The sequence below is a fragment of the Pseudomonas sp. J452 genome, assembly GCF_024666525.1.
Classification (GTDB): domain Bacteria; phylum Pseudomonadota; class Gammaproteobacteria; order Pseudomonadales; family Pseudomonadaceae; genus Aquipseudomonas.
Genome location: NZ_CP088294.1, coordinates 4,417,012 through 4,437,536 on the forward strand (window position 1 = coordinate 4,417,012; position 20,525 = coordinate 4,437,536).

18 protein-coding genes and 1 tRNA gene are annotated in these 20,525 nt (G+C 62.4%); 5 read left to right on the top strand and 14 right to left on the bottom strand.

The window, feature by feature from the left end:
- Positions 1 to 10: 10 nt before the first annotated feature.
- The gene (locus LRS11_RS20125) at positions 11 to 925 is read right to left on the bottom strand and encodes a LysR family transcriptional regulator (RefSeq protein ID WP_260494611.1); all 915 of its coding nucleotides are present in this window, start codon (positions 923 to 925) and stop codon (positions 11 to 13) included.
- A 106-nt stretch (positions 926 to 1,031) separates the two neighbouring features.
- Here LRS11_RS20125 and LRS11_RS20130 point away from each other — a divergent pair, with 106 nt between their 5' ends.
- Genes LRS11_RS20130 through LRS11_RS20140 form a run of 3 tightly spaced genes read left to right on the top strand, consistent with a single transcriptional unit; the run spans position 1,032 to position 4,570 of the window.
- Positions 1,032 to 2,081 (top strand): HlyD family secretion protein, encoded by a 1,050-nt coding sequence (locus LRS11_RS20130; protein ID WP_260494612.1) that lies wholly within the window; start codon positions 1,032 to 1,034, stop codon positions 2,079 to 2,081.
- Between the two features lie 49 nt (positions 2,082 to 2,130).
- Positions 2,131 to 3,621, top strand: a complete 1,491-nt coding sequence (locus LRS11_RS20135; protein ID WP_260496963.1) for an MDR family MFS transporter — start codon at positions 2,131 to 2,133, stop codon at positions 3,619 to 3,621.
- A 49-nt stretch (positions 3,622 to 3,670) separates the two neighbouring features.
- A complete protein-coding gene (locus LRS11_RS20140) occupies positions 3,671 to 4,570 on the top strand; it encodes an EamA family transporter (RefSeq protein ID WP_260494613.1) in 900 nt (299 codons plus the stop codon).
- A 43-nt stretch (positions 4,571 to 4,613) separates the two neighbouring features.
- Here the strand turns inward: LRS11_RS20140 and LRS11_RS20145 are convergent, their stop codons facing one another.
- Both LRS11_RS20145 and uvrB read right to left on the bottom strand, forming a co-directional pair.
- Positions 4,614 to 5,078, bottom strand: a complete 465-nt coding sequence (locus tag LRS11_RS20145; RefSeq protein WP_260494614.1) for an REP-associated tyrosine transposase — start codon at positions 5,076 to 5,078, stop codon at positions 4,614 to 4,616.
- Between the two features lie 49 nt (positions 5,079 to 5,127).
- Positions 5,128 to 7,143, bottom strand: coding sequence for an excinuclease ABC subunit UvrB (uvrB, locus tag LRS11_RS20150; protein ID WP_260494615.1), 2,016 nt, complete (start codon positions 7,141 to 7,143; stop codon positions 5,128 to 5,130).
- Between the two features lie 190 nt (positions 7,144 to 7,333).
- Here uvrB and LRS11_RS20155 point away from each other — a divergent pair, with 190 nt between their 5' ends.
- Positions 7,334 to 8,530: an amino acid aminotransferase gene (locus LRS11_RS20155; RefSeq protein WP_260494616.1), complete on the top strand. Its 1,197-nt coding sequence runs from the start codon at positions 7,334 to 7,336 to the stop codon at positions 8,528 to 8,530.
- Between the two features lie 67 nt (positions 8,531 to 8,597).
- A tRNA-Asn gene (locus tag LRS11_RS20160) sits at positions 8,598 to 8,673 on the top strand.
- A 267-nt stretch (positions 8,674 to 8,940) separates the two neighbouring features.
- Here the strand turns inward: LRS11_RS20160 and LRS11_RS20165 are convergent.
- The 11 genes from LRS11_RS20165 to serC form a co-directional block, all read right to left on the bottom strand.
- Positions 8,941 to 9,273 (bottom strand): ComEA family DNA-binding protein, encoded by a 333-nt coding sequence (locus LRS11_RS20165; RefSeq protein WP_260494617.1) that lies wholly within the window; start codon positions 9,271 to 9,273, stop codon positions 8,941 to 8,943.
- A 182-nt stretch (positions 9,274 to 9,455) separates the two neighbouring features.
- Entirely contained in the window at positions 9,456 to 10,463 is a 1,008-nt protein-coding gene (locus LRS11_RS20170; RefSeq protein WP_260494618.1) for a glycosyltransferase family 4 protein, read from the bottom strand.
- Positions 10,460 to 11,425, bottom strand: a complete 966-nt coding sequence (locus LRS11_RS20175; protein WP_260494619.1) for an SDR family oxidoreductase — start codon at positions 11,423 to 11,425, stop codon at positions 10,460 to 10,462. The genes LRS11_RS20170 and LRS11_RS20175 overlap by 4 nt, the downstream gene beginning before the upstream one ends.
- A 128-nt stretch (positions 11,426 to 11,553) precedes the next feature.
- Positions 11,554 to 11,844, bottom strand: a complete 291-nt coding sequence (locus LRS11_RS20180; protein WP_260494620.1) for a lipopolysaccharide assembly protein LapA domain-containing protein — start codon at positions 11,842 to 11,844, stop codon at positions 11,554 to 11,556.
- A 24-nt stretch (positions 11,845 to 11,868) separates the two neighbouring features.
- Positions 11,869 to 12,153, bottom strand: a complete 285-nt coding sequence (ihfB, locus tag LRS11_RS20185) for an integration host factor subunit beta (protein WP_173208103.1) — start codon at positions 12,151 to 12,153, stop codon at positions 11,869 to 11,871.
- 258 nt (positions 12,154 to 12,411) lie between these two features.
- Entirely contained in the window at positions 12,412 to 14,097 is a 1,686-nt protein-coding gene (gene rpsA, locus LRS11_RS20190) for a 30S ribosomal protein S1 (protein WP_173208106.1), read from the bottom strand.
- 141 nt (positions 14,098 to 14,238) lie between these two features.
- Positions 14,239 to 14,904, bottom strand: coding sequence for a (d)CMP kinase (gene cmk, locus LRS11_RS20195; RefSeq protein ID WP_260494621.1), 666 nt, complete (start codon positions 14,902 to 14,904; stop codon positions 14,239 to 14,241).
- Positions 14,901 to 17,132 (bottom strand): bifunctional prephenate dehydrogenase/3-phosphoshikimate 1-carboxyvinyltransferase, encoded by a 2,232-nt coding sequence (locus LRS11_RS20200; RefSeq protein ID WP_409519755.1) that lies wholly within the window; start codon positions 17,130 to 17,132, stop codon positions 14,901 to 14,903. Before LRS11_RS20200 ends, cmk begins: the two co-directional genes overlap by 4 nt.
- 4 nt (positions 17,133 to 17,136) lie before the next feature.
- The gene (gene hisC, locus LRS11_RS20205; protein WP_260494623.1) at positions 17,137 to 18,249 is read right to left on the bottom strand and encodes a histidinol-phosphate transaminase; all 1,113 of its coding nucleotides are present in this window, start codon (positions 18,247 to 18,249) and stop codon (positions 17,137 to 17,139) included.
- An 89-nt stretch (positions 18,250 to 18,338) separates the two neighbouring features.
- Positions 18,339 to 19,436: a prephenate dehydratase gene (gene pheA, locus LRS11_RS20210; RefSeq protein ID WP_173208117.1), complete on the bottom strand. Its 1,098-nt coding sequence runs from the start codon at positions 19,434 to 19,436 to the stop codon at positions 18,339 to 18,341.
- On the bottom strand, positions 19,436 to 20,521 hold the full coding sequence (serC, locus tag LRS11_RS20215; RefSeq protein ID WP_260494624.1) for a 3-phosphoserine/phosphohydroxythreonine transaminase: 1,086 nt from the start codon (positions 20,519 to 20,521) through the stop codon (positions 19,436 to 19,438). The genes pheA and serC overlap by 1 nt, the downstream gene beginning before the upstream one ends.
- Between the last annotated feature and the right edge of the window lie 4 nt (positions 20,522 to 20,525).

The window sequence follows — 20,525 nt, forward strand, 5'->3', positions numbered from 1 at the left end:
AAGGACTGAATCAGGGGTGCGATGTTAACAGGCCGGCCCCTGGCGGCTCCAGCAGACCGGTATGCGGCAAGCTGGCCATAAGGAAATCGAGGAAAGTCTTGACCTTCATCGCCTGGAAGCGTCGCGAGGGATAGATCGCATACAACTCGCCAACGGGCAGACGGGCATCCGGCAACAATTCGATGAGACGGCCACTCTGCACCGCCTCTTCGGAAATCATCAGCGGCAAACCGGCGATCCCGGCACCCGCCACGGCGGCTTCGCGGGCAAGAGTGATGTTGTTGCACGACAGCACGCGCTGACAGGCAATGTGCTCACCGAGCAGCGGCCAGTAGCGTGGCGAATCCTGCGGCAAGAGGATGGCCCGATGCCCACACAGCTCATCGATGCTCTGCGGCGTACCGTGCTGCGCCAGATAATCCGGGCTGGCGCACAGGCGCCGACCACTCTCGAACAGCTTGCGCGCAATCAAGGTGGAGTCATGCGGCTGGCCGACCTGGATGGCGATATCGACGCCCTCCTCGACCGGGTCGACATCGCGCGATGTCAGCTCCACTTCCGCGCTGATCTGTGGATATTGGCGCATGAACTGCCCCAGCACCCCCCCGAGGAACAGCTGGCCAAACTCGATGGGCGCGGTGATCCGCAGCAGCCCAGACGGCTCCTGCTGCAGCTGCATCACCGCCTGCTCGGCCTCGGCGAAGTCAAGCATGATCTGCCGGCAACGCTCGTAGTAGGCCTGCCCCACTTCGGTCAGGCGCAGCTTGCGTGTGGTGCGATTAAGCAGGCGTACACCGAGGCGCTCCTCGAGCAGGGCGATGCGCCGGCTGACCGTGGACTTCTGCATGCCCAGGATCTGCGCCGCCTGGGTAAAACTGTGGCACTCCACCACGCGAGTGAAGATCAAGGCATCATCGAGCCCCATTATTGTTCCCCATAAGCAACAAAGCATGCCGATTCTAACGGCTACATCACTGCAAGCAACACTGATAGATTTGCTTACACTTACGCCAGCTGTCTGAGCGCCTGTCATGTCCGCAAAATTGCAACGCCGCCTGTCCGTGTTTCTTGCCCTCCTCACCCTGATTGTCCTGGCCCTGCTTGGTCACTGGCTTTTGATCGGACGTTTCCACGAGAGCACCGACAACGCCTATGTGCAGGGCGAGATCACCCGCATCTCCAGCCAGCTCGGCGCACGCATCGAACAGGTGCTGGTCAGTGATAACCAGCACGTGGAACAGGGGCAGCTGCTCGCCACCCTGGAAAGTGCCGACTTCCAGCTGGCCCTCGATCGCGCCCGCGCCACCCTGGCCACCCGCGAGGCGGAGCTGGCCCAGGCGCAGAGCCGCCTGACCCAGCAGGCCAGCCTGATTGCCGCCAGCCGTGCTGACGTCGGCGCCAGCCAGGCCACCCTGAGCCGCACGCAGATCGATCTGTCCCGCGCGCAAACCCTGCGCAAGCCCGGCTATGTTTCCGAGGAGCGGGTCACCACCCTGGCCGCCGACAGCCGCGTCGCCCTCTCCCAGGTCGCCAAGGCCGAGGCTGACCTCAGCGCCCAGCGTCAGCAAGTCGACGCCCTGAGCGCCGAGATCAAACGCCTCGAAGCACAGATCGCCAACGCCCGCGCCGATATCGCCCAAGCCGAGCTGAACCTGGCCCGCACACAGATCCACGCCCCGATCAGTGGCATCGTCGGTCAGCGCTCGGCGCGCAATGGCCAGGTGGTGCAGGCCGGCGCCTACCTGCTGTCGATCGTGCCGAACGACGACATCTGGGTGCAGGCCAACTTCAAGGAAACCCAGATCGGCCGCATGCAGCCCGGGCAAACGGCTGAGCTGACCTTCGACGCCTACCCCGATACGCCGATCGAAGCGCGCATCGACAGCCTGTTCGCCGCCTCCGGCGCGCAGTTCAGCCTGCTGCCGCCGGACAACGCCACCGGCAACTTCACCAAGGTGGTGCAGCGTATTCCGGTGAAACTGACCTTTGCCGCGAACAACCCGCTCAAGGGTAAGATCCGTCCGGGCATGTCGGTCGAGGTCAAGGTCGATATCCGCGGCGCCCAGCACCATGGCGGCTGATGAGCTGATCCGCCCGCTCGGCGAACCCAGCCGACGCGACTGGATCGCGGTGATGAGCGCCATGCTCGGCGCCTTCATGGCAGTGCTGGATATCCAGATCACCAACTCCTCGCTGAAGGACATCCAGGGCGCGCTATCCGCCACCCTGGAGGAAGGCTCGTGGATTTCCACCTCCTACCTGGTCGCGGAGATCATCATGATCCCGCTCACCGCCTGGCTGGTGCAGCTGCTCTCGGCACGGCGCCTGGCGATATGGGTGTCACTGGGTTTTCTCGCCTCCTCCCTGCTCTGCTCGATGGCCTGGAACCTGGAGAGCATGATCGTGTTTCGTGCCCTGCAGGGCTTTACCGGCGGCGCGCTGATTCCGCTGGCCTTCACCCTGACCCTGATCAAGCTGCCGGAACACCACCGCGCCAAGGGCATGGCGCTGTTCGCCATCACCGCCACCTTCGCCCCCTCCATCGGCCCGACCCTGGGCGGCTGGTTGACGGAAAACTGGGGCTGGGAATACATCTTCTATATCAACATCCCGCCGGGCCTGCTGATGATCGCCGGGCTGATGTACGGCCTGGAGAAGAAGGCGCCGCATTGGCAGCTGCTGAAAAGCACCGACTACGGCGGCATCGTCACCCTGGGCCTGGGTCTGGGCTGCCTGCAGGTATTTCTCGAGGAAGGCCACCGCAAGGACTGGCTGGAGTCCAACCTGATCGTCGGCCTCGGTTCGATCGCCGTGATCAGTCTGTGCCTGTTCGTCATCCTGCAGTTCTCCCGCGACAACCCGCTGATCAACCTGCGCATCCTCCGCGAGCGCAACTTCGGCCTGACCAGCATCGCCAGCCTGGGCATGGGTCTGGGCCTGTACGGTTCGATCTACCTGCTGCCGCTGTACCTGGCGCAGATCCAGAATTACAGCGCCCTGCAGATTGGCGAAGTAATCATGTGGATGGGCCTGCCGCAGCTGCTGATCATCCCGCTGGTGCCGCTGCTGATGAAGGTGGTTCCGCCCAAACTGCTGTGCGCCCTGGGGTTCGGCCTGTTCGGCTTTTCCAGCTTCGCTTCCGGGGTGCTCAATCCGGACTTTGCCGGCGAACAGTTCAACCATATCCAGATCATTCGCGCCCTCGGCCAGCCACTGATCATGGTCACCATCTCGCTGATCGCCACCGCCTATATCCAGGCCCAGGACGCCGGCTCGGCCTCCAGTCTGTTCAACATCCTGCGCAACCTGGGTGGCGCCATCGGCATCGCCCTGCTCGCCACCCTGCTCGACAGCCGCGCCAAAACCTATTTCGACTACCTGCGCGAATCGCTGGTACCGAGCAACCCGCAGGTCAGCGAGCGCCTCGCCCTGCTCACCGACAAGCTCGGTAGCGAGCAGGCGGCACTGGCCAAGCTGAGCGAAATCGCCCACCAGCAGGCCAGCATCATGGCCTACAATGACGCCTTCCATTTCGTCGGCCTGGCGCTCGGCATCAGCATGATCGCCGTGCTCCTGACCCGCGCACTGCCACCGGGAACCACCGGCGGCGCTGCCCACTGACAAACCGACACGCTGCCACAAGCGGCGTGTCGACGCTCAAGGTTCCGCAATGCTCTCCTCCACCACCCGCTCGCGCTCGCTGCTGTTGATCAGCGCTTTTCTGGTCATCTATATCGGCTGGGGCACCACCTACCTGGCCAACCACTTCCTCCTGCGCGAGCTGCCGCCCTTCGTCATCGGCACCCTGCGCTTCCTCTGTGCCGGCGTGCTGGCCCTGCTCTGGGCGCTGAGCCGGGGTGAAACGCAGATGCAGCCAGGCAACTGGGGCAGCGCCCTGATCGGCGGCCTGCTGCTGATCGCCTTCGGCCAGGGCGCACTGATCTACGCCAACCAGCACCTGCCCACCGGCCTGCTGGCGATGCTCTACACCAGCCTGCCGCTGTGGAGCGTGGCCCTGGAGTGGCTGCTCGGCGAACGCCCGCCGTTCTGGGTGCTGCTGGGCCTAGCCCTGGCCAGCGGCGGCATCGTGCTACTGATGGGCAATGGCCTGGGCGCCGAGACGGGTCTGCTGCAATGGTTTTCCGGTGGCCTGACGCTGCTCGCCACCCTGCTCTGGGCCATCGGCGCCTGGTGGATGCGCCAGCGCCCGCCGTTCCGCTCCAGCTGGCTGGGACTGAGCCTGCAGATGCTGATCGGCGCGCTGATTCTCACCGGCCTGGGCCTGCTCGACGGCGACTGGCAGGCGCTGCATCTCGACCGACTGAGCGCTAGCGGTTGGCTTTGGTTGGCTTATCTGGTGCTGCCGGTCAGCCTGGGCGTTTACCCGGCGTATTTCTGGCTGTTGCGCGAAGTGCGGCCGAGCCTGGTGTCGACCTTCGCCTTCGTCAACCCGGTGGTGGCCCTGCTGCTGGGCTACCTGATCCTCGGCGAACAGCTCAGCCTCACCGCCGGCCTGGCCTGCCTGGCGACCCTGACCGGGGTGTCGCTGATCATTCTGGGGCGGCGCTAAGTTTCTCTTCTGTGGGAGCGGCCTTGGCCGCGAAATACCCCACTCAGAGCCACACCGCATCCCAGAGCGAGTAGTCGCTCAGCGACTGAACCAATCCCGCCCGGAGCGGGTTGCTTACTACATAGCGAGCAACCAATCGAATATCCTCATCGCGCCGCAAAGCACGGTCGTGGTAACCAGACTGCCAAACCGGCTCTTTCAACAGGGTTGTCCGCTTAATTGCACGAGAGCTGCTGGACTTCAACCTGCGCATCAGCTCACTCAACTCCACATCCTGCAATTGCACGAGCCAATGCAAGTGATCCGGCATCAACACCCACGCCAGTGTTTCGGCCATTCCCCGCGCCTGCAGCTCGCGCATTTCCCGAACGACTAGTCTCCCCAACTGCAAATCGGAAAACAGCGAACGCCGCTCATGGGTATTACTAGTCAGCAGATAAATGCGACCAGACTCGGAGTAACGTCCAATACGCAGGCGGTAGCTGGAAGGGTTTCTCTCAACAGGCATCCTTGCCCTCCTGCTTGATCGCGACCAAGGTCGCTCCCACAAGTGCGATTCACACCTGCAACAACCGCTCGCGCAGCTTGTGGATTTCGTCGCGCAGCTGTGCGGCGGCCTCGAACTCCAGGTCGCGGGCCAGCTGGTACATCTTCTCCTCCAGCTGGCGAATGCGCTTGGTGATCTCGCTCGGCGAGCGCAGTTCGGCCTCGTAGCGCGCACTCTCCTCCGCCGCCTTGGCCATGCCCTTGCGCTTGTTGCTGCGCGAGCCGGGCACAGTGGCGCCTTCGAGGATGTCCTGGATGTCCTTCTTCACGCCCTTGGGCACGATGCCATTGGCTTCGTTGAAGGCGATCTGCTTGTTGCGCCGCCGCTCGGTCTCGCCGATGGCGCGCTCCATCGAACCTGTCATGCGGTCGGCATACAGGATCGCCCGGCCATTGAGGTTGCGCGCGGCGCGGCCGATGGTCTGGATCAGCGAGCGCTCGCTGCGCAGGAAGCCTTCCTTGTCCGCATCGAGAATCGCCACCAGCGACACCTCGGGCATGTCCAGGCCTTCGCGCAGCAGGTTGATCCCCACCAGCACGTCGAACGCCCCGGTACGCAGGTCGCGGATGATCTCCACCCGTTCCACCGTGTCGATGTCCGAGTGCAGGTAGCGCACCTTGACCCCGTGGTCGCCCAGGTAATCGGTGAGGTCTTCGGCCATGCGCTTGGTCAGCGTGGTGACCAGCACGCGCTCCTCGACCGCGACGCGCTTGGTGATCTCCGAGAGCAGGTCGTCGACCTGGGTGCGCGCCGGGCGCACCTCGATTTGCGGGTCGACCAGGCCAGTCGGCCGCACCACCTGCTCGACCACCCGCCCGGCATGCTCGCCCTCGTAGTTGCCCGGCGTAGCGGAAACGAAGATGGTCTGCGGACTGGCCGCCTCCCACTCCTCGAAACGCATGGGCCGGTTGTCCAGCGCCGAGGGCAGGCGGAAGCCGTACTCGACCAGGGTTTCCTTGCGCGAACGGTCGCCCTTGTACATGGCGCCAACCTGCGGCACCGACACGTGGGACTCGTCGATCACCAACAGCGCCTGGTCCGGCAGGTAGTCGTACAGGGTCGGCGGCGGCTCGCCCGGGCCGCGCCCGGACAGGTAGCGCGAGTAGTTTTCGATGCCGTTGCAGTAGCCCAGCTCGAGGATCATCTCCAGGTCGAAGCGGGTACGCTGCTCAAGGCGCTGCGCCTCGACCAGCTTGTTGTTGGCGCGCAGGTAGTCCAGGCGCTCCTTGAGCTCGACCTTGATGTGTTCCACCGCCTCCAGCAGCACCTCACGCGGGGTGACGTAGTGGCTCTTGGGGTAGAAGGTAAAGCGCGGCAACTTGCGGATCACCTCGCCGGTCAGTGGATCGAAGGCCGAGATGCTTTCCACTTCGTCATCGAACAGCTCGATGCGGATGGCTTCCAGGTCGGATTCGGCCGGGAAGATATCAATCACATCACCGCGTACACGGAAGGTGGCGCGGGCAAAGTCCATGTCGTTGCGGGTGTACTGCAGGTCGGCCAGGCGGCGCAGCAGCGCGCGCTGATCCAGTTTGTCGCCACGATCGACGTGCAGCACCATTTTCAGGTAGCTCTCGGGGCTACCCAGGCCGTAGATGCACGACACGGTGGTGACGATGATCGCATCCGGCCGTTCGAGCAGGGCCTTGGTCGCCGACAGGCGCATCTGCTCGATATGGTCGTTGATCGAGGCGTCCTTCTCGATAAAGGTATCGGACGAAGGAACGTAGGCCTCGGGCTGGTAGTAGTCGTAGTAGGAGACGAAATACTCCACCGCGTTGTTCGGGAAGAAGCTCTTGAACTCGCCATACAGCTGCGCGGCCAGGGTCTTGTTCGGTGCCAGCACCAGGGTCGGGCGCTGGATCTGGGCGATCACGTTGGCGATGCTGAAGGTCTTGCCCGAACCGGTCACGCCGAGCAGGGTCTGGTGCGACAGACCCGCCTCAAGCCCCTCGACCAGCTGGCGAATGGCCTCCGGCTGGTCGCCGGCCGGCTGGAAGCGGGTGACGAGCTGAAACTGCGACATGAACAGACCTCGACGAACTACTGTGACGCGGCGCAACGGCGGGCGTCATAGCTAGCGTGAAAGCGTGCCGACGCTGTCGCCGCGCACACCCTGGGTGGCTATAATAGCGGCCCGTTTATGCAAGCCCTAGCCTCTATTACATCAGGGCCTTGCCGACCCCCCACTTAACTTCCCTCCGAGCTGCCGCATCATGAGTCTGTTCTCTGCCGTCGAAATGGCGCCGCGCGATCCGATCCTGGGCCTGAACGAAGCCTTCAACGCCGACACCCGTAGCAACAAGGTCAACCTTGGCGTGGGCGTCTACTTTACCGAGGAAGGCCGAATTCCCCTTCTGCGTGCCGTTGCCGAGGCCGAAAAAGCCCGCATCGAAGCCCACGCACCGCGCGGCTACCTGCCGATCGAAGGCATCGCCGCCTATGACAGCGCCGTACAGAAGCTGCTGTTCGGCGCTGATTCCGCCCTGCTGGCCGAAGGTCGCGTGGTCACCACCCAGGCCGTCGGCGGTACCGGCGCGCTGAAGACCGGCGCCGACTTCCTCAAGCGCCTGCTGCCGAATGCCGTGGTCGCCATCAGTGACCCAAGCTGGGAAAACCATCGCGCGCTGTTCGAATCCGCCGGCTTCCCGGTACACAACTATCGCTACTACGATGCTGCGACCAACGGCGTGAACCGCGCCGGCCTGCTGGAAGACCTGCAGAACCTGCCAGCCCGCTCGGTGGTCGTACTGCACGCCTGCTGCCACAACCCGACCGGCGTCGACCTGTCGCTGGACGACTGGAAAGCCGTGCTGGAAGTGCTGCGCGAGCGCGAGCACGTGCCCTTCCTCGACATCGCCTACCAGGGCTTCGGCGAGGGCATCGAACAGGACGCTTTCGCCGTGCGCCTGTTCGCCGAGTCCGGCCTGCCATTCTTGGTTTCCAGCTCCTTCTCCAAGTCCTTCTCGCTGTATGGCGAGCGGGTCGGCGCACTGTCCATCGTCACCGCGTCGAAGGAAGAAGCCGGCCGCGTGCTGTCGCAAGCCAAGCGCGTGATCCGCACCAACTACTCCAACCCACCGACCCACGGCGCCACCGTGGTCGCCAATGTGCTCAACAGCCCCGAGCTGCGCGCACTGTGGGAAGAAGAACTGGGCGAGATGCGCCAGCGCATCCGTGACATGCGCCTGGCCATGGTCGAGCAACTGGCGGCCCAGGGCGCCAAGCGCGACTTCAGCTTCGTCGCCCGTCAGCGCGGCATGTTCTCCTACTCTGGTCTGACCGCCGAGCAGGTGGAACGCCTGAAGAACGAGTTCGCCATCTACGCCGTCGGCACTGGTCGCATCTGCGTCGCAGCACTCAACCGCAGCAACCTGGATGCCGTCACCAAGGCCATCGTCCAGGTCCTCTGATGGAAGCCGGGAAGCCCCCACAGGGTGTTGACTTCCCCTTTTTAATCAGTAGGATACGCACCGCTGTTCCGCGATAGCTCAGTCGGTAGAGCAAATGACTGTTAATCATTGGGTCCCTGGTTCGAGTCCAGGTCGCGGAGCCAAATGCAAAAGCCCCAGGTGAAAACCTGGGGCTTTTTTATTGCTTGTCGGACTCTCACCAGGGACTATGTCCCCCGGTTATTCGCTTCGCTCACCCCTTCGGGGTCGCGCTAAAGCGCGCTCAGCTGCGCTGTCGAGTCCAGGTCGCGGAGCCAAATTCGAAAGCCTCAGGTGAAAACCTGGGGCTTTTTTATTGCTCGCAAACCCAGTACCCCAGAAGCAAGAAGACCGGCCAAAGGCCGGTCTTTATTACACCGCACTACGACGCGTCAGTTAATACTCAACTTGTCGCGGTTCTTTTCCAGCGTTGCAGCACCAATACCTTTCACCTCAAGCAACTCATCGACCGAAGCAAACGGCCCGTTAGCCGTACGGTGATCGACAATGGCCTGGGCCTTCACCTTGCCAATACCGATCAGACCACTCTCAAGAGTGGCGGCGTCAGCGGTATTGAGGTTGACCACCTGCACTTCGGCAGTAACCGGGGCCTGGCTGGCAGTAACAGGAGCAGCTTCGCTTTTGGCGGGCTCTGCCGCGAAAACTCCGGCGGACAGACTGGTAAGGCAGGAAAACAGCAGTACAGACAGACTCTTTCTAAGCATGGCAACTCTCCGTGTCGACATGTGGCGTGGCACATCCAGCCACGCATTCAAGCTAGTTGCTGCCAGCAACCCGTCAAACCACGACCCCAGCATTTTGTGCGCTGCCGCACATCAGCCCATGTCGGCACACGTCACCGCCCAGCTCTGGTTAGTCAGTCCCGCATACCGACTTCACGGCAGCCTTAGTCTGCAAGCCCCGCCTTGAACCGCACTGCCAACCCAACCAGCGGGACATACGCCAGCAAGACGCCAACCAGCCCCTCACCACCTAGCGCCACCCAGCTGGCAATGGGCAGCAGCCAGAATAGATTGATAAGCGCAATCGCCACGGTCACGGGCAAGTGGCGACCGTAATGACGCGAGGCAACCTGATAGGCATGACTGCGGTGCGCCTGGTAGACCTTTTCACCACGACAAAGACGACGGCCCAAGGTCAGCGTGGCATCGACGACGAAGACGCCCAGCAGGATCAGCCAAGCCCAGAACAAGCGCGGCTCAATCCAGGCAGCCTGCAGCGACAGCAACCCGAGGATCAGGCCCAGATAGCCACTCCCCGCATCGCCCATGAAGATGCGCGCGGGCGGGAAGTTCCAGAACAGAAATCCCGCACTCGCCGCAGCAAGCAACGCCGGCAGAAGCATGGCATCGAGATGCCCCGACAAGGCATACAGCAGCGCACCCGCCAGACCGACAGTGACCGCCTCAACGCCGGCGATACCATCTATGCCATCCATGAAATTGTACAAATTGAGCATCCAGACCAGGTAGAACACCGCCAAAGCCGCGCCCAGCCAACCCAGATTGATCCTGGCCCCGAAAATCTCCAGGTCCGGTGCCCCGCCCAACCAGACAACGCCCCAGATTGCCGCGGCAAAATGCGCAACCAGACGCCAACGCGCAGCAAGCGGGCGGTGGTCGTCGATGAAACCGACAAGGGCAACCAGGCCACCCGCCCCCCACAGTGCCCACAGATGCTGCACAGTCAGGCCTTCCCACAGGAACAACCCAGGCAAAGCCAGGCTGACGCCCAAGACAATGGCCAAGCCGCCACCGCGCGGAGTCGGCAAGGTATGCGAACTGCGCTGATTAGGGATATCCAGAACATTACGCAGCAAGGCATAACGGCGCAGCAGCCAGGTCATCAACAGAGATGCCAGAAACACCAGCAGCAGGAAACCTAACGCCATCATCGTGCCTCCTGCCCAAGGAAATCCAAGGCCGTCAGGCGCAAGACCTGATCACTGGAGAACGGTGGCGTCCAACCCAGGAGCGCATGATTCTTGCCAATATCGACACTCAACGACCCACACAAACGCTGCCCCACGCTGCGCCGCCCCAGCAATACAGCGCCAGCCTGCAACCAGCCTTGTGGCACCGGCAGCAGGCGCGCAGGCCGGCGCAGAGCAGACGCCAGCTTGCGCAGCAACTCGGTGGTAGACAGTGATTCACCATCACTGACCAGGAAAACCTGGTTGCTCGCCGCCGGGTGATCCAGGCAGCACACCAGAAAATCCACCAGGTTTGGCAAACCAACCAGGCTGCGCCGGTTATGGATCGCCCCCAGCGGTAGCGGCAGGCCCTTGTTTAACCAGCGCATCATGCTAAGGAAATTGGCCTTTACCCCCGGCCCATACACCAGAGGCGGCCGAATAATCACCACTTCCATAGCCCCCTCTGCCGCCAACTGCAGCAAAGCCTGTTCCGCTTCAAACTTGGAAACTGCGTAAGGATCGGTGGGCGCAGGGCAATCATCTGCCGTGAAACTGGCATCAGACACAGTCTGCTCGCCATTGACCTTGATCGTGCTGAGGAAAATAAACCGCTTCACCCCCGCCTGAGCCGCAGCCTGCGCCAACTTGAGGGTGCCTTGCAGATTGACCCGGCGAAAATCCGCCAGTGGGTCATCACTGCGCTCCTGCATCACATGTACACGGGCTGCACAGTGCACAACCACGGCGATACCCTGCAACGCTGTTGGATCGATAGCGGCCGTCGCCAAATCACCCAGTATCAACCGATCAACATTGGCTGCAGTAGGAAGACTGTCAGCATCACGCAAGCCCACCACCACCCGCGCCCCTGGAACAGCCTGCAGGCGCTCGCTCAGGGCACGCCCAACAAAGCCAGTGGCTCCGGTCACCAAAATACGCATGTGCAAATAGCCCCATCAGGCAACAAATAAACAAGTCGGGAGAAAACCATAACGCGGGCTGCAGCGGTAGCTACGGGAATTAGGCCAGGAAGGCGTTCACCATAGGAAACGACGCTCCAGATTGCCCCTTATGGAGCGGACTGGACTTCATGTCCCTTGCGCAACGAGAGTAACTCTCGCTGCTGACGTGCAATACGTGCATGCAAGCGGCCAAGCAGCCAGAGGTTAAGCAGAAGGGAAAACACCGCACCCACGATAAAAGCCAGCGACATCAGCACCGAAACCGGCAACGCGGGAGTCAACCAGCCCAGGAATACCAGATGACTTGCCTGACGGTTCTCCAGGATAAATACCAGCACCGCCAGAGCAACCAGCAGCAATCCCAGAATCAGCAAGAAACGCTTGAAACCCGTCAGCATGCTCGGACTTCCCGCAAGAGAAGATCACTCATCTTCGTTGACCCGATCACGCAGCTCCTTACCCGGCTTGAAGTGCGGTACGAACTTGCCATCCAGGCGTACCGATTCACCGGTTTTCGGGTTGCGACCGACACGCGGCGCGCGATAGTGCAGGGAAAAGCTGCCAAATCCACGGATCTCAATGCGATCCCCGGTGGCCAACGCCTGCGACATCTGCTCCAGCATGGTCTTGATCGCCAGCTCGACATCCTTGGAGGACAGCAACCCCTGGTGGGTGACAATGCGATCGATCAACTCCGACTTGGTCATGGTTTTCCCTTCTTTTTCAAGCGGCTAGATCACTAGATAGGAAGGTTTTAGCATGCTGGTCAGCTTTTGAACAGCCTATAAAACAAGGTGTTAGCGCAATTCGTGACTCGCCGGCAGGATTCTGCGCATCCCTGCAACTCGGCACGACAGGCGATTCAGACGAGCCGAGTCAGCCGCCCCACCTCGCGCAATTGCAGATAAAACACACAGGCACAAAAAAGGGCGACCGAAGTCGCCCTTTTTCTGATCAACCTGAACTTAGTTCTGGTTCATCTGCGCGCGGATCAGATCACCAATGGTGGTCGGACCGGTGCTTTCAACTTCTTGCTTGGTACGCAGCTCTTTCATCGCGTCCTTTTCGTCTTCGACGTCTTTGGACTTGATGGACAGGCTGATTACGCGGCTCTTGCGGTCGATGCTGATGATCTTGGCTTCGACTTCGTCGCCTTCTTTCAGCACGTTACGGGCGTCTTCAACGCGGTCACGGCTGATTTCGGAGGCTTTCAGGGTCGCTTCGATATCGTTGCCCAGATCGATGATGGCGCCCTTGGCGTCAACTTCTTTCACGGTGCCACGAACGATGGTGCCCTTCTCGTTGATCGAGGCGTAGTTGGAGAACGGATCGTCTTCCAGCTGCTTGATGCCCAGGGAGATGCGCTCGCGCTCCGGATCAACCGAGAGGATGACAGTTTCCAGCTCGTCGCCCTTCTTGAAACGACGTACGGCTTCTTCGCCCACTTCGTTCCAGGAGATGTCGGACAGGTGAACCAGACCGTCGATGCCGCCGTCCAGACCAATGAAGATACCGAAATCGGTGATCGACTTGATGGTGCCGGAGATCTTGTCGCCCTTGTTGAACTGGCCAGAGAAGTCTTCCCATGGGTTCGACTTGCACTGCTTGATGCCCAGGGAGATACGACGACGCTCTTCGTCGATGTCGAGAACCTGAACTTCCACTTCGTCGCCGACGTTAACGACTTTGGACGGGTGGATGTTCTTGTTGGTCCAATCCATCTCGGACACGTGCACCAGGCCTTCAACGCCTTCTTCCAGCTCAGCGAAGCAGCCGTAGTCGGTCAGGTTGGTGACCTTGGCGGTAACACGGGTACCCTCTGGGTAACGTGCCTTGATGGCAACCCATGGGTCTTCGCCCAGTTGCTTCAGGCCCAGGGAGACGCGGTTGCGCTCGCGATCGTACTTGAGGATCTTGACGTCGATCTCGTCGCCAACGTTGACGATCTCGGACGGGTGCTTGATACGCTTCCAGGCCATGTCGGTGATGTGCAGCAGACCATCGACGCCGCCCAGGTCAACGAACGCACCGTAGTCGGTGAGGTTCTTGACGATACCTTTGACCTGCTGGCCTTCCTGCAGGGATTCCAGCAGAGCTTCGCGCTCGGCACTGTTTTCCGCTTCCAGGACGCTGCGACGGGAAACGACAACGTTGTTGCGCTTCTGGTCCAGCTTGATGACCTTGAACTCGAGTTCTTTGCCTTCCAAGTGAGTGGTATCACGCACCGGACGAACATCGACCAGGGAGCCCGGCAGGAACGCACGGATGCCGTTAACGTCGACAGTGAAGCCGCCTTTAACCTTACCGTTGATAACGCCCTTGACCACTTCTTCAGCGGCGAAAGCTGCTTCCAGAACGATCCAGCACTCGGCACGCTTGGCTTTTTCGCGGGACAGCTTGGTTTCACCAAAGCCATCTTCAACCGCGTCCAGCGCTACGTGTACTTCATCACCGACGTTGATGGCCAGTTCGCCAGCATCGTTGTAGAACTGCTCAAGCGGGATCAGGCCTTCGGATTTCAGACCAGCGTGGACAGTTACCCAGCCAGCTTGATAGTCGATATCGACGATGATCGCGGTGATGATCGCGCCAGCCTGAAGATTGAGGGTCTTTAGGCTTTCTTCAAATAGTTCTGCAAAGCTTTCGCTCATGTTGATTCCTGTTGATCAAGGGCAGGGAATCTGCCCAAACCACACTCCAGACAATGTGGGTTCGTGATGTAAAAAGAGGCTTGCAGGACGTTGACTGGTCTCCTGCATGCCTCCTTGTCGACCGCGAAGTGCGGTCTTTTACTACCCGGCGAGATCGCGGCTGGCGACCTCGCTGAGAATTCTTTCCATGACTTGTTCGATGGACAGCTCGGTGGAATCCAGCTGGATGGCATCGGGTGCCGGCTTCAGCGGAGCCACTGCGCGCTGCATGTCGCGCTCATCGCGCGCACGAATCTCGTCTAGGAGACTCGGCAGGCTAACACCTTCGACCTTGCCTTTCAACTGCAGATAGCGGCGACGGGCGCGCTCCTCGGCACTGGCGGTCAGGTAAACCTTCAGCGGCGCCTCGGGGAACACCACGGTGCCCATGTCACGGCCATCGGCCACCAGGCCCGGCGCCTCGCGGAAAGCGCGCTGACGCTGCAGCAAGGCTTCGCGCACCGCCGGCAGGGAAGCGACCATGGAAGCACCGGCGCCCACCTGTTCGTTGCGGATATCGTCGGTGACTTCGTCGCCTTCGAGAATAATGCGCTTGCCGATGAACTGTACGTCCAGATGGGCGGCCAGGGTTTTCAGCGCTTCCTCGTTGGTCAGGTCGATGCCGTGATTGCCCGCGGCAAAGGCCAGCAGGCGATACAGGGCACCGGAGTCCAGCAGGTTCCAGCCCAGCTTGGCGGCCAGCAGACCGGCAATGGTGCCTTTGCCCGAGCCGCTCGGCCCGTCGATGGTAATGACGACAGCAGTCATGCCTGCTTCTCCTCGGCAACGCGGATACCGGTCTGCGCAGCCAGGCCGAGGAAATTGGGGAAGGAGGTCGCGACGTTGGCGCAGTCGTGAATGCGGATCGGCGCCGTGGCGCGCAGCGAGGCGACACTGAAGGACATGGCGATACGGTGATCACCGTGACTCCACACCTCTCCCCCGCCGATCAGGCCACCTTCGATGATGATGCCGTCCGGGGTCGGCTCGGCCTTCACACCCAGGGCGATCAGACCGTCGGCCATGACCTGGATACGGTCGGACTCCTTGACCCGCAGCTCCTCGGCGCCGCGCAGCACGGTGCGCCCTTCGGCGCAGGCGGCGGCGACGAACAGCACCGGGAACTCGTCGATGGCCAGCGGTACTAGGTCTTCCGGGATATCGATGCCCTTGAGCTTGGCCGCACGCACACGGATATCGGCCACCGGCTCGCCACCCACTTCGCGCTGGTTTTCCAGAGTCAGGTCGGCGCCCATCAGCTTGAGGATATCGATCACCCCGGTGCGGGTCGGGTTGATGCCGACGTGCTCCAGCACCAGCTCGGAACCTTCGGCGATGCTCGCCGCCACCAGGAAGAAGGCCGCGGAGGAGATATCCGCCGGCACCTCGATATGGGTGGCAGTGAGCTTGTGCCCGGACTCGACCCTGGCGACGTTGCCGTCGACCGCCACCGGATAGCCGAAGCCACGCAGCATACGCTCGGTATGGTCGCGAGTCGGTGCCGGCTCGGTCACCGCGGTCTCGCCCGCGGCATACAGGCCGGCCAGCAGCAGGCAGGACTTGACCTGGGCGCTGGCCATCGGCATTTCGTAGCTCATGCCGGTCAGGCGCTGGCCGCCTTTGATCTGCATCGGCGGACGGCCTTCGGCGGCCGTCTCGATCACCGCGCCCATCTCGCGCAGCGGCTTGGCCACGCGATTCATCGGGCGTTTGGACAGCGAAGCGTCGCCGGTCAACACGGTATCGAACGGCTGTGCAGCCAGCAGGCCGGACAGCAAGCGCATCGAGGTGCCCGAGTTGCCCAGGTACAGCGGGCCGGGTGGCGGCTTGAGGCCATGCAGGCCAACGCCATGCACGGTCACCTTGCCATGGTGCGGGCCTTCGATGACCACACCCATGTCACGGAATGCCTGCAGGGTCGCCAGGGCGTCTTCACCCTCGAGGAAACCTTCCACTTCGGTGGTGCCTTCGGCCAGCGAGCCGAGCATGATCGAGCGGTGCGAGATGGACTTGTCGCCCGGTACGCGGATGCGACCGGAGAGGGAGCCACCGGGATTGGCGAGGTAGATCAGGTCATTCGAGTGCATGGCGTCCACATAGGCCCTGCGGGCCAGGATTTTGCTGAAATGCTCGCGGGCAAAGCGGGCGCGGGTGAACACGCCCAGCAACTGATGCCCGTCCCCTGCGTCAACCGCGCCGCGCAAGGCGTCGAGGTCGTCGCGAAATGCGTCCAGCGTGCGCAGCACCGCCTCGCGATTGGCGAGGAAGATGTCGTGCCACATCACCGGATCACTGCCGGCGATCCGCGTGAAATCGCGGAAACCGCCAGCGGCGTAACGAAAAATCTCCAGGTTCTCGCTGCGCTTGGCCAGCGAGTCGACCAGGGTAAAAGCCAGCAGGTGCGGCAGATGACTGGTAGCAGCCAGCACCTGATCGTGGTGTTCCACGTCCATATGCTCGACATCCGCACCCAGCTCGCGCCACAGCCCGTCGACCAGCGCCAGCGCAGCAGCATCGGTCGAGTTCTGCGGCGTCAGAATCACCTTGTGACGACGGAACAGCTGGGCATTAGAGGCTTCCACCCCGCTCTGCTCGGAGCCAGCAATCGGGTGACCGGGCACGAAGCGCGGGTTGTCGCCAGCAAAGGCCAGACGCGCCGCGCGCACCACATTGCCCTTGGCGCTGCCGACATCGGTGAGCACTGCATCGCCCAGATCGAGCGTGGCCAGCTTCGCCAGCAGCTTCTCCATGGCCAGGATAGGCACCGCCAGCTGGATCACCGCAGCCCCCTGACAGGCGGCCGCCAACTCGGTTTCGCAGCGATCGACCACGCCCAGCTCGACCGCCAGGCGACGCGACTCGGCATCCAGATCGACCCCGACCACCTCAGTGAACAGGCCTTTCTCGCGAATGCCCTTGGCAAAGGAGCCGCCGATCAGGCCCAAGCCGACCACCACCAGGCGCCCGAGCTTGCCAGTTACAGATGGCACCGGCATGACATCAACCACGCGCGAGCACCTGCCCCAGCACGTCGAGGAAACGGGCGTTTTCCGCCTGAGTACCGATGGACACGCGCAGGAAGGTCGGCATGCCGTAGCCGGCCACCGGACGCACGATCACACCCTCCTGCAACAGCGCCTGATTGATCGGCCCAGCATCGCGGGCGAAGTCGACGGCGATGAAATTGCCCTTGGAGGGAATCCAGCTCAGCCCCAGCGCAGCGAAACCCGCTTCCAGCTGAGCCATGCCGGCATCGTTGACCCGGCGGCTCTCGGCCAGGTAGTCGGCGTCATCCAGGGCGGCGCAGGCAGCGCTCAGAGCCAGGCTGTTGACGTTGAACGGCTGGCGCACGCGGTTCAGCACATCGGCGACCTGCGGCGAGGACAGTGCATAGCCGACTCGCAACGAGGCTAAGCCATAGGCCTTGGAGAAGGTGCGCGAGACGATCAGGTTGGGGTAGCGCGCCAGGTAGTCGAGACCATCCGGCAGCTCGTCGCCCTCGGCATATTCGATGTAGGCCTCGTCAAGCACCACCAGCACGTCCTGCGGTACGCGGGCGAGGAATGATTCCAGCGCATCCGGGCCGAACCAGGTGCCAGTCGGGTTGTTCGGGTTGGCGATGAATACCACGCGGGTGTTGCCGTCGATGGCCGCCAGCATGGCTTGCAGATCGTGACCATGATCCTTGGCCGGCACCGCCTTGCCCTGCGCACCGACCGCCTGGGTGGCGATCGGGTACACGGCGAAGGCGTACTGGCTGAACACTGCGTTCAGCCCCGGCGCCAGCCAGGCACGGGCGACCAGATCGAGGATGTCGTTGGAGCCGTTGCCAAGGGTCACCTGGGCCACACTCACACCGCAGCGCGCCGCCAGCCTGGACTTCAGCTCGAAACCGTTGCCGTCGGGGTAGCGGGTCAGCTCGGCCAGCTCGGCACGAATCGCCTCTAGCGCCTTCGGCGACGGCCCCAGCGGGTTCTCGTTGCTGGCCAGCTTGACGATGCCGGCCGGGTCGAGGTTCAGCTCACGGGCCAGCTCGTCGACCGGTTTACCCGGCACGTAGGGCGAGAGTTTCTGCACGCCCGGTACGGCGCGGGCGAGGAAATCGCAACTCATAAAAAAGCCTCAAGCTTTTAGCCTCAAGCAGCAAGTCGAGCCAAGCACGGTGCTGCTTGAGGCTTACGACGTGCGGCTTGCCGCTGTTTTTAAAGTACCGCTTTCGGGTAGGAACCCAGCACCTTGAGCGCCACGGCTTCCTGATTAATCTTCTCCAGGACGTCCTTGATCAGCGGGTCCTGGTGGTGACCGACGAAGTCGATGAAGAACACGTAGGTCCACTTGCCGCTACGCGACGGGCGGGTCTCGATGCGGGTCAGGTCGATGCCGTTGTTGTGGAACGGCACCAGCAGCTCGTGCAGTGTGCCCGGCTTGTTGCGCATGGAAACGATCACCGAGGTCTTGTCGTCGCCGGTCGGCGGTACTTCCTGACTGCCGATGATGAGGAAGCGCGTGGAGTTGTCCGGGCGGTCCTCGATCTTCTCGGCCAGCTTGCTCAAGCCATACAGGCTCGCCGCCATATCGCCGGCGATGGCCGCCGAATTCCACTCGCTTTTTACCCGTTTGGCCGCTTCGGCGTTGCTGGAAACCGCCACGCGCTCGACATTCGGGTAGTGCGCGTCGAGCCACTTGCGGCACTGAGCCAGGGACTGGGCGTGCGAATAGATGCGGGTGATCTTGTCGGTCTTGGTGGTTTCACCGACCAGCAGGTGGTGGTGGATACGCAACTCCACCTCACCGCAGATGACCATGTCGTGTTCGAGGAAGCTGTCGAGGGTGTGGTTGACCGCACCCTCGGTGGAGTTCTCCACCGGCACCACGCCGAAGTTGACCGCACCGGCGGCCACTTCGCGGAACACTTCGTCGATTGCTGCCATCGGCTGACTGATCACCGCGTGACCGAAATGCTTGAGCGCCGCGGCCTGGGAGAAGGTGCCTTCCGGACCGAGGTAGGCGATCTTCAGCGGCTGCTCGAGGGCCAGGCAGGAGGACATGATTTCGCGGAACAGCCGCGCCACTTCCTCGTTGTCCAGCGGCCCCTTGTTCAGCTCCATGATGTGCTTGAGCACCCAGGCCTCACGCTCGGGGCGGTAGAACACCGGCGCTTCGCCGGCCGGCAGCGAGAGCATCTTCACCCGCGCCACTTCCTGGGCACAGCGCGCGCGATCACTGATCAGCTCGAGAATCTTCTCATCGAGGCTGTCGATGCGCACGCGCAGCGCCTTGAGCTGATCAACGTCGCTCATCAGGCGTGCTCCTTCTCGAACTCCGCCATGTAGGCCACCAGGGCCTCGACGGCGTCCAGGCCGGTAGCGTTATAGATGGAGGCACGCATGCCGCCCACCGAACGGTGACCTTTCAGGTTGAGCAGGCCACGAGCATCGGCGCCGGCCAGGAAGGCCTTATCCAGCTTCTCGTCGGCCAGGCGGAACGGCACGTTCATCCAGGAACGGGCATTCTTGGCGATCGGGTTGCTGTAGAAGTCGCTGGCGTCAATGGCCTTGTACAGCAGGTCCTTCTTCGCCTTGTTGCGCTGCTCCATCGCCGCCACGCCGCCCTGCTCCTTGAGCCACTCGAAGACCAGGCCGGAGAGGTACCAGGAATAGGTGGCAGGGGTGTTGTACATGGAGCCGTTGTCGGCCGCGACCTTGTAGTTGAGCATGGTCGGGCAGAAGCTGCGGGCACGGCCGAGCAGGTCTTCACGGACGATGGTCACTACCAGACCACTGGGGCCGATGTTCTTCTGCGCGCCGGCGTAGATCAGGCCGAACTTGGACACGTCGATCTCGCGCGAGAGGATGTCCGAAGACATGTCCACCACCAGCGGCGTATCGCCCACTTCCGGCACCCAGTCGAACTGCAGACCACCAATGGTCTCGTTGCTGGCGTAGTGCACATAGGCGGCGTCTTTCGACAGCTGCCACTCGTTCTGCCCGGGAATGGCGAAGTAGTCGTAGGCCTTGGCGCTGGCGGCGACATTGACGTTACCGTAGCGACTGGCTTCCTCGATGCTCTTCTTCGACCAGATACCGGTGTCGATGTAGTCGGCGACGCCATCTTCCGGCAGCAGGTTGAGGGCGATCTCGGCGAACTGCTGGCTGGCGCCGCCCTGCAGGAACAGCACCTTGTAGTCCGACGGGATGGCCAGCAGGTCACGCAGGTCCTGCTCGGCCTTCTCGGCGATGGCCACATACTCGTCGCTGCGATGGCTCATCTCCATCACGGAGACGCCCAGCCCCTGCCAGTCGAGCATCTCGGCCTGGGCACGTTGCAATACAGCGGTTGGCAGCGCGGCCGGGCCGGCGCAGAAGTTATGGGCTCGCTTGCTCACGTCA

What these genes read in the sequence shown, in the direction of transcription:
- cmk (WP_260494621.1), bottom strand. Translation starts at nt 14,904, where the DNA reads ATGACTGCTGTCGTCATTACCATCGACGGGCCGAGCGGCTCGGGCAAA.
- pheA (WP_173208117.1), bottom strand. Translation starts at nt 19,436, where the DNA reads ATGAGCGACGTTGATCAGCTCAAGGCGCTGCGCGTGCGCATCGACAGC.
- LRS11_RS20165 (WP_260494617.1), bottom strand. Translation starts at nt 9,273, where the DNA reads ATGCTTAGAAAGAGTCTGTCTGTACTGCTGTTTTCCTGCCTTACCAGT.
- LRS11_RS20125 (WP_260494611.1), bottom strand. Translation starts at nt 925, where the DNA reads ATGGGGCTCGATGATGCCTTGATCTTCACTCGCGTGGTGGAGTGCCAC.
- LRS11_RS20170 (WP_260494618.1), bottom strand. Translation starts at nt 10,463, where the DNA reads ATGATGGCGTTAGGTTTCCTGCTGCTGGTGTTTCTGGCATCTCTGTTG.
- LRS11_RS20200 (WP_409519755.1), bottom strand. Translation starts at nt 17,132, where the DNA reads ATGCCGGTGCCATCTGTAACTGGCAAGCTCGGGCGCCTGGTGGTGGTC.
- rpsA (WP_173208106.1), bottom strand. Translation starts at nt 14,097, where the DNA reads ATGAGCGAAAGCTTTGCAGAACTATTTGAAGAAAGCCTAAAGACCCTC.
- hisC (WP_260494623.1), bottom strand. Translation starts at nt 18,249, where the DNA reads ATGAGTTGCGATTTCCTCGCCCGCGCCGTACCGGGCGTGCAGAAACTC.
- ihfB (WP_173208103.1), bottom strand. Translation starts at nt 12,153, where the DNA reads ATGACCAAGTCGGAGTTGATCGATCGCATTGTCACCCACCAGGGGTTG.
- LRS11_RS20180 (WP_260494620.1), bottom strand. Translation starts at nt 11,844, where the DNA reads ATGCTGACGGGTTTCAAGCGTTTCTTGCTGATTCTGGGATTGCTGCTG.
- LRS11_RS20175 (WP_260494619.1), bottom strand. Translation starts at nt 11,425, where the DNA reads ATGCGTATTTTGGTGACCGGAGCCACTGGCTTTGTTGGGCGTGCCCTG.
- LRS11_RS20140 (WP_260494613.1), top strand. Translation starts at nt 3,671, where the DNA reads ATGCTCTCCTCCACCACCCGCTCGCGCTCGCTGCTGTTGATCAGCGCT.
- LRS11_RS20130 (WP_260494612.1), top strand. Translation starts at nt 1,032, where the DNA reads ATGTCCGCAAAATTGCAACGCCGCCTGTCCGTGTTTCTTGCCCTCCTC.
- LRS11_RS20155 (WP_260494616.1), top strand. Translation starts at nt 7,334, where the DNA reads ATGAGTCTGTTCTCTGCCGTCGAAATGGCGCCGCGCGATCCGATCCTG.
- uvrB (WP_260494615.1), bottom strand. Translation starts at nt 7,143, where the DNA reads ATGTCGCAGTTTCAGCTCGTCACCCGCTTCCAGCCGGCCGGCGACCAG.
- LRS11_RS20145 (WP_260494614.1), bottom strand. Translation starts at nt 5,078, where the DNA reads ATGCCTGTTGAGAGAAACCCTTCCAGCTACCGCCTGCGTATTGGACGT.